Raw genomic sequence first — 7,682 nt, forward strand, 5'->3', positions numbered from 1 at the left:
GGCCGCGGGGACGGCCCGCACCGGGGAGGCGGTCATGCCGGCAGGCCCTTGCCGCGGGTCTCGGGAAGGCAGAGCACCGCGACGACGCCGAGCAGGTAGACGGGGGTGAAGATCACGGCGGCCCTGTCGAAGCCGCCCAGCGCGGACGCCAGTGAGCCCGAGACCACGGAGGCGATCATGGCCAGGTACCGGGCGCCCGAGAACACCGCGCTGATCGCGGTCGCCCGTACCCGCGTCGGGAACAACTCCGGTGTGTGCACGGCGTACCAGCTGTACAGGCCGCCGGTGAAGAGTCCCGCGGCGAGCTGGGCGAGCGTCGCGGGGCCGGCCTGGTGCAGTCCGAGGAACACCAGCGGGACGATGGCGCAGGAACCCGCGAGGTAGACCAGGGTGACGGCCCTGCGGCCCCACGCCTCGGCGAGGAAGCCGAACGCGATGCAGCCCGCGATCTCCCCCACGTTGTACAGCGCGCCGGCCCAGCCCGTGTAGAAGGCGGTCCTGCGGGGGTCGGTGACCAGGCCGCCCACGAAGGTCGGCTGGTACGACGACACGGCCCACCAGCCCACCGTGATCGCCACGGACACGCCGAGGGCGGCGAGGAACCTGCGGCCCGTCGCCCCCCGCAGCAGTCCCTCGCGCTGCCGGCGGACCGAGCCGCCGGTGACCCACCGGGCGGACTCCGGGATACGCCGGTAGACCAGGGCGATGACGAGCAGGGGCACCACGCCGAACACGTACATCCAGCGCCAGGACAGGCCCCAGGTGGAGCCGATCAGTACCCACAGCGCCGAGACGAGCAGGCCGCCGAGGGAGAAGCCGGCCTGGAGCAGGCCCGCGCCGCGCGTCCGCCACCGCTCGGGCCACGTCTCCTGGAGCAGTGACGTGCCCACGCCCCACTCGGCGCCGATGCCCAGGCCCGTGAAGAAACGCGACAGGCTGAGAAGCCACCATGTGCCGGTGGTGGCCGCGAGGACGGTCGCCACGCTGTAGAGCGCCACGCCCGCGACCATGATCCTGCGGCGGCCGAGGCGGTCGCCGACCACGCCGCCCACGATGCCGCCGGTGGCCCAGCCGGCGAGTGTGATGGCGAGGAGGTAGCCCATGTAGCGGGGCACGGCGGCCTGTTGGCCGGCGGGCAGCAGGTCGAGGAGGGCGGGCTTGCCCGTGATGATCAGGACGAAGGTGTCGTAACCGTCGGCCACCCAGAAGACCAGTGTGATGGCGAGGACGAGCCACGCCTGCCGTCCGAGTGCGGCTCCCCCGGGCTGGTCTCCCCCGGGCTGGTCGACGGCGGGGAGCGAGGTGGTCGTCATGACACGCCTCCGCTCGCGGCCCTGCCGTCGCCGGTGTGCCCGGGGCCGCGCCGCACGTCGGCGGACGCGGTGGCCGTCGATGCCGGAACGGGCTTGCGCAGACCGGCCTGTTCGAGCAGGGGCAGGATCTCGCGGCCGAAGTGGTCGAGGTCGGGGAGGTAGTCGTAGAAGGTGAGTTGGACGCCGTCGACACCGGTCGCGTGCAGGCGGTCGAGCTGGTCCGCGACCTCTTCGGGCGAGCCGACGATGTGCAGGTGCCCGCCCACCGCCCGGCCGCGCGCGGTGTGTTCCAGCCAGGAGCGGCTGTCGCCGGCCGCGTGCCGGGACTGGAACGCGGCGATCGACTCAAGGTCGGCGTGGTCCTGGATGGCCCGGTAGTAGCTGTGCGCCTCGGCGCTGGTGGGCCGAGACACCACGGTGGGGTTGATGATCACCCGGACCTCGCGGCCCTGCGCCCTGGCGGCCTCCTTCACCGCGCGTACGTGCGCGGGCAGCGCGGGCAGCGCCTCGCGCAGGTCCTCGCCGGCGGGACTTGAGACGAAGACGATGTCCGAATGGCGCCCCGCGTAGGCGAACCCGGCGGGAGAGCCGCTCGCCGAGACGAGGACGGGGCGGCCGAAGGCCGGGCGCGGTGAGACGTACGCCTCGTCAAGGGACCAGTGCGCGCCGTGGAAGGTGAGGTTGTCCTCGCCCGCCCACAAGTCCTTGGCCACGGAGACGAATTCGTCGGCCATCTCGTAACGGCGGTCGTGCTCGGGGCGGGTCATGCCGAACATGGCGGGCTCGGTGTCGGCGTACCCGGTCACGATGTTGGCGCCGAACCTGCCGCCCGAGACATGGTCGGCGGTGGCCAGGAACTTGGCCACGTGCAGGGGGTGCCACGGGCCGTAGAGCGCGTGGATGGTGCCCAGCAGGAGGATCGACCGGGTGGCGGACGCGAGGGCGACGGCGGAGACGAACGGGTCGAGGAAGTTCTCCCGGTACCGGCTCGCACCGCCGAACCCGCCCTTCGGCAGCCACTGCGACAGGCCGAACGCGATGTCGAAGCCGAGGTCCTCGGCACGGCGGGTCAGGTCGAGGTTGTAGTCGAAGGTCCAGTCGGTGCCGCGCGGCAGGGTGGACTGGGACCAGCCGCCGGTCTGCAACGGCAGGAAGACGCCGAGCATGAGGGGCTGCCGGAAGGCCCGGCTCAGTGGGCTGTCGGGGAAGTCCTGCGGCTGCGCGGGCACAGCGAGGCTCGTGCGGTCCCGTATGGACACGGTTGCTCCAGTGGTGCGGACGGAAGGCTGCGGGCCCTGCCCCAGATAAAAAATCATTTATACGATCCAGGGCAGGCGAGAACTCGGGAAGTGTGGTTTCAGCGGACGGCGCTGAGGTCGCGCCGCGCCTCAAGTGCCTGCGTGAAGCGGTCGACGACCTTGTGCAGTCCCTCCTGCGCGACGGCGTCCACTCGCACCCCGCGGTCGTCGACCGTGATGTGGCGGTCCAGTACGAACCAGCCCTGGACGATGTGGTGCGCGCCCATCGACGACAGCACGGGCCGCAGCGCGTAGTCGATCGCGAGAACGTGCCTCGCCGTCCCGCCCGTGGCGATCGGGAGCACGGTCTTGCCTTCGAGCGCCGACTGCGGCAGGAGGTCGAGCAGGGATTTCAACAGGCCCGAGTACGCGGCCTGGTAGATCGGCGTGCCGACGACGACGGCGTCCGCGCGCTCCACCAGCTCGATGGCGCGGGCGATGTCGGGCGCCGACGTGTCGGCGCGCAGCAGCGGGCCGGCCGGGAGCGACCTCGCGTCCAGCGGTACGACGTCGTGGCCGCGCTCGATGATCCTGGCGTCCAGGTGACGCAGGAGTCGCGCGGTGCGGGAGGAGGCGGACGGACTGCCGGAGAGGGACAGGACGGTGGCCATGGGGACTCGATTCGTCGTGGGCGTACGCCGGAGGCGCGCCACGGACACACCCGGCATGAAGTGCACGACGGGCTTGCGGCACGGGCGGCGGGGCCGTCCCCCGGTGGGCATGCCGGGTTCGGCCGGGATCGGCGGCGATCGACAGCGGTCGAAGGGGAGGGCGGCGGGTGGCCCAGGGGAAGGGGACGCGCGTCTCTCAGGTGAAGGTGAGGGGGTTCGCCGAACGGCGGAAGCGGGCCCTCAGCGAGCGGCGGGACAGCAGAAGGCGCTGGCGAGACGTCCGTAGTCGACGTGGCGCCGCCGCGTGAGCATTGATCCGACCTTCATACCAAATAGCCAAACAGGTCGACGGTCTCCACGTCAAGGAGTGTCCGCATCCCGGGCCCGGCAGGCAACCGGGCGCGGGGGCGTCCCGCGTCGACCGGCGCTCGCCCCCGCCGCACGACCCGCACCCGCGCCGGAGGGGCGATCGTCCCGAAGTCCTCGCGCGGGGACCGTTCATGACGGGGCGACCGGGAGGTCCCACGACCGCGGAACGTGACCGGCGCGCCGCGGGCCGGGCCGCCCGCAGCGGCCGGGCCCTCCGCTCCGGGTCATCCGAAGACGATGACGCTCCGCCCGTGAGAGGTGTGGGCGTCCATCGCGTCCAGGACTCCGGGGACCTCGTCCAGTGCCACGGGCGTGACGTCCGGCATGATGCCGTGGCGGACGGAGAACGCCAGGGTGTCCCTGAGGTCGGCGGGCGAGCCCGAGGGCGAACCCATGACGTGCAGGCGGTTGAGCACCATCATGGGGACCGGCGCGGCGAAGGCCCCGTCGTCGTAGCCGCACATGACCAGCGTGCCGTCGGGCGCCAGGCCCGGGAGCGTGGCCGCGGCGGCGGCGTTCGAGGGGGCCGCGTTGAGGATGACGTGCGCGCCGCCGTCCCACCGCCGCAGGGCCTCCCCGGGGTCCTGCCCGTCGGAGGAGACGAAGAGTTCCGCGCCGGCGGCCCTGGCTGCGTCCTCCCCGCGCCGGGAACGGCCGACCACCGCGACGCGCGCGCCCATCGCCACGGCGTACCGGATCGCGAGTGCCCCGATGCCGCCGGAGCCGATCACCGCCACGCGCGAACCGGGCACGACGCCGCCCTGGCGGAGGCCGTTGAACGCGGTGATGCCCGCGCACATCAACGGCGCGGCGGCCACCGGGTCGATGCCGCTGGGCAGCGGCGTCACGAAACCGGCCTTGAGGATCACGTATTCGGCGTATCCGCCGTCCACCACGATTCCGGTGATCCTCTTCTTCGGGCACAGGATCTGCCGGCCCCGGACGCAGTACTCGCAGATGCCGTCCGAATCGAAGAGGAACTGGCCCCCGACGGCCGTCCCGGTCTCCGGCCAGGTCACGCCCTCGCCGAGCGCCTCGACCACGCCGCTGATCTCGTGCCCCGGCACGACGGGAAAGCGGGCGAAGCCGTACTGGCCGTGGAGAAGGCCCAGGTCGGAATAGCAGACACCGCACCCGGTGACTTTGACGAGCACCTCCCCCGCGCCCGGTTCCGGCACGTCGCGCTCGACGAGTGACAGAGGTTCCCGTACGGCGGTTGCCACGGCAGCACGCATCACATTTCTCCAGACACCAGGCCCTGGCGTTCCGACGGAACAGGGCGATAACTGTCTGTTTAGCATGAAATGTAAATGCGACAGGGTTACGCTGCACGCCCGTTCCCCCCGGCGCGCGGCATGCGGCGTGCGGCGCTGCGTGGCGTCAGGCCGTGGTCTTCCTGAGCCGGGACAGCAGGGCCGGGGAGTGGTAGCCGGTCGAGGTGCCGGAGAACCAGCCTTCGAGGTCCGGGGCCGTCGGCCGGGCGCCGCCGAGCAGGTACAGCCCGATCAGGAACGCCCCGACGACCACGGTGAGGATCAGAATGACCAGGACGCTGAGGTGGAATCCGTGTCCGAGCGTGTCCCGTGTCATCGCGAGGTGCAGCAGTACCGGCCCGATGAGGAACGCCGCCTCCGAACGGAGCAGTTCGACCAGGGCGAAGGTCGGGCCCAGCTGGAGCGCCGAGACCGAGAAGCCGGCGAGGAACAGCCCGGGGGCCACGCCCGCGCCCGCGCCGTAGCCGAGGAACAGCGCGGCGACGGCGACGACCGGGGAGGCGTTCGACGGGGAGAGCCCCAGCAGGATGCCGGCGCCCACCACGACGCTGACGAGGCCGGAGAGCGCCAGGAAGGGCGTACCCCGGGTGGTCACGATCCGGCGGAAGAGCACGGCGGAGATGATGATGCCCAGCAGCTGGGGCGCGATCAGCAGTCCGGTCCGTACCGGCGAGTAGTGCACGACCTCCTGGAGGTACACCTCGATCAGCTCCAGCAGCGTGGTGAAGGACGCGCCGACGACCATGGCGTTGAGGGTTCCGGTGACGGGAAGCGTGTTGCTGATGGGGCGCACCGGCATCAGCGGTACGGCCCTGCGGTACTGCCCCCACACCAGGAGGACACCGAGCAGCAGGCCCACCACGACGGGCACGATGAACCCGGCGTCGGTGAAGGAGCCGCGGGACAGCCACGAGACCCCGAAGAACGGCAGTACGGTCGTCCCGAGCGCCAGCGGGATCGCCAGCCAGTCGAAGCGCGCCCTGCGGTCCGGCGGCTGGTTGCCCTCGAACGTCATGGCGCCGACGGTCAGACCCACCGCGGCGAGCACCGCGACGGACGTGTAGAGCAGGCGCCAGCCGCCGTAGCTGCCGACGAGCCCGCCCACGACGGGCCCGGTGGTCACCATGCCGAACAGTCCGAGGCTGATGACGGCGGCGGTGGTCGGCAGCCGGTCGAGGCCGTGCGTCAGGACGAGCGGCGGCAGCGCGGCGACCAGCAGCATCCCGGTGAACAGGCCCTGGAGGATCACTCCTGCCATGAACTGGCCGATCCCCTGGGCGCTGAGCGCGATGACCGAGCTCACCACGAAGCCGCATTCGCAGACGAGGTAGACGCTGCGGCGGGCCAGCCGCTGGATGAGGTCGGCGGAGGCGACCGCGCCGAACGCGTACCCGGCGTTGGCCATCCCCGCGGTCAGGTTGAGCTGGAACCGGCTGGCGTCCAGCTCCCGCATGAGCAGCGGCTGGAACAGCGAGAGAGCCGTGGTGAGGACGAGGAAGGGGCTCAGCGCCAGCAGGGCGAGGACGACGGCGCCGGGATAGCTGCCCGCCAGCGGAAGGCCGCGGCGGGCGGGAGGCGTCGAGAGGTGGGAAGGAATGACCGCCTCCGAGGGGCACGAAGTGGGCGGCGGCGCGTGCCGGGCCTGCGCCCGGTACCGATCGGTGCGGCCGGCTGCGGCGCCTCGACGATGCGACGCATGTCCGACATGTCCAGGTCGCACCTCAGGGTAAAGGCGGCTCTCGCTCCGCTCCCCCGTGACGCGCCGTCCACGGGTGTCCGCCGCGGCGCACCGGACGCCGCGCGGGCGCATGATGGAGGTATGAACGCCATGACGCGCACCCTCGGGGCCGGACGGCGGCTGGGCCGGCAGGCGGCCGAGTCCTCGTTCGAGAATCCGGCGATCCTCGGGGTCGTCATTCTGGCCGGGCTGACGGTCCTGTGGGCGGTCCTCGGCAATGTGTACGGCATCGTGAGCTCCCTGGTCGCGATGGGGCTGACCATGCTGATGGCGGTGCGCTACACCCGTCGCTGACGGCGCCGCCCGCGGCGCCCCGCACGCGGAGGGCCTCCGCGTACGGGGCGCGCCCCGCCCCGCCCCCCCCCCACCCGCCGCGCCCGCGTGCCCACCGGCGCGCAGGAGCGTTTCGCCACCCGGAGGAGTGGTTCCGCGCCGAAACCTTCCGCCCGGGCGCGGTCCGCGAGGAGTATCGGAGTGCGGGCGGCCGGTACGGACCGGCCGGGCGCGGAAGGGGGCGTGATGCGCCGAACGTTCACCGATCCGTCGCAGGGGGCGGTCTTCCGTTTACGGGTCTACGCGCGCAGAGTGTCTCCGCACGCCCGTACCGCCGCACCACGCCGTGCGTCACGCACCGACGCCGTACGCCCCGCACCACCCGTACGTCGCGCACCGCACACCGTGCATCCCGCACCACCTCGTACGCCCCGCACCACTCCCGTACGACCCGCACCGCCCCGGACGCGGGTCCGAACGGGAATCGCACGTAGGCCGCGCGCCCGACCGCGCCGCCCGCACCACCGCACCGCCGCACCACCCGCAGGTCTCATCTCCCCCGCCCCACACGGAGGTTGACAGATGCTCCGATCCCGCAGGTTCCGACTGACGGCCGCCGCGGCGGCCGCTTAGCTCGGCATGCTCGCCGCGGGGGCCTTAGCCCCCCCCCCCGCCGCCCCCCCCCCCCGCGCCGCCCCCCCCCCCCGGCGGGGGGGGCCGCCCCCCTCACGGGCCGCACCACCCCCCGCCGGCGGCCGGGGGGGGGCCGGCGCCGGGGGGCGCGCCGGGGGGCCCTGGAGCGGGAC

The 7,682-nt window shown here is 72.8% G+C and carries 7 protein-coding genes; 1 reads left to right on the forward strand and 6 read right to left on the reverse strand.

What is annotated here, in order from left to right; genetic code table 11:
- Positions 1-32: 32 nt before the first annotated feature.
- From LCE31_RS23850 to LCE31_RS23870, 6 genes are all read right to left on the reverse strand, one after another.
- Positions 33-1,313, reverse strand: a complete 1,281-nt coding sequence (locus LCE31_RS23850) for an MFS transporter (RefSeq protein WP_225017430.1) — start codon at positions 1,311-1,313, stop codon at positions 33-35.
- On the reverse strand, positions 1,310-2,572 hold the full coding sequence (locus tag LCE31_RS23855) for an LLM class flavin-dependent oxidoreductase (RefSeq protein WP_225017432.1): 1,263 nt from the start codon (positions 2,570-2,572) through the stop codon (positions 1,310-1,312). Before LCE31_RS23855 ends, LCE31_RS23850 begins: the two co-directional genes overlap by 4 nt.
- Before the next feature lie 98 nt (positions 2,573-2,670).
- Positions 2,671-3,222 carry an NADPH-dependent FMN reductase gene (ssuE, locus tag LCE31_RS23860; protein WP_225017434.1) on the reverse strand — a complete coding sequence of 184 codons (552 nt, stop codon included), beginning with the start codon at positions 3,220-3,222 and terminating at the stop codon, positions 2,671-2,673.
- A gap of 240 nt (positions 3,223-3,462) precedes the next feature.
- Positions 3,463-3,549, reverse strand: a complete 87-nt coding sequence (locus tag LCE31_RS41315; protein WP_374118538.1) for a putative leader peptide — start codon at positions 3,547-3,549, stop codon at positions 3,463-3,465.
- 266 nt (positions 3,550-3,815) lie between these two features.
- Positions 3,816-4,826, reverse strand: a complete 1,011-nt coding sequence (locus tag LCE31_RS23865; RefSeq protein ID WP_225017436.1) for an alcohol dehydrogenase catalytic domain-containing protein — start codon at positions 4,824-4,826, stop codon at positions 3,816-3,818.
- Between the two features lie 145 nt (positions 4,827-4,971).
- Positions 4,972-6,585 (reverse strand): MFS transporter, encoded by a 1,614-nt coding sequence (locus tag LCE31_RS23870; RefSeq protein ID WP_225017438.1) that lies wholly within the window; start codon positions 6,583-6,585, stop codon positions 4,972-4,974.
- Positions 6,586-6,684: 99 nt separating this feature from the next.
- On the opposite strand from LCE31_RS23870, the gene LCE31_RS23875 reads away from it, so the two are divergent.
- Positions 6,685-6,897 (forward strand): hypothetical protein, encoded by a 213-nt coding sequence (locus tag LCE31_RS23875; RefSeq protein WP_225017440.1) that lies wholly within the window; start codon positions 6,685-6,687, stop codon positions 6,895-6,897.
- Positions 6,898-7,682: the final 785 nt, after the last annotated feature.

The organism is Streptomyces sp. 8L (assembly GCF_020176795.1).
GTDB lineage: Bacteria > Actinomycetota > Actinomycetes > Streptomycetales > Streptomycetaceae > Streptomyces.

Bases quoted from the DNA above. Each gene is read 5' to 3' on its own strand.
- LCE31_RS23875 (WP_225017440.1), top strand. From the start codon at position 6,685: ATGAACGCCATGACGCGCACCCTCGGGGCCGGACGGCGGCTGGGCCGG.
- LCE31_RS41315 (WP_374118538.1), bottom strand. From the start codon at position 3,549: ATGAAGGTCGGATCAATGCTCACGCGGCGGCGCCACGTCGACTACGGA.
- LCE31_RS23850 (WP_225017430.1), bottom strand. From the start codon at position 1,313: ATGACGACCACCTCGCTCCCCGCCGTCGACCAGCCCGGGGGAGACCAG.
- ssuE (WP_225017434.1), bottom strand. From the start codon at position 3,222: ATGGCCACCGTCCTGTCCCTCTCCGGCAGTCCGTCCGCCTCCTCCCGC.
- LCE31_RS23865 (WP_225017436.1), bottom strand. From the start codon at position 4,826: ATGCGTGCTGCCGTGGCAACCGCCGTACGGGAACCTCTGTCACTCGTC.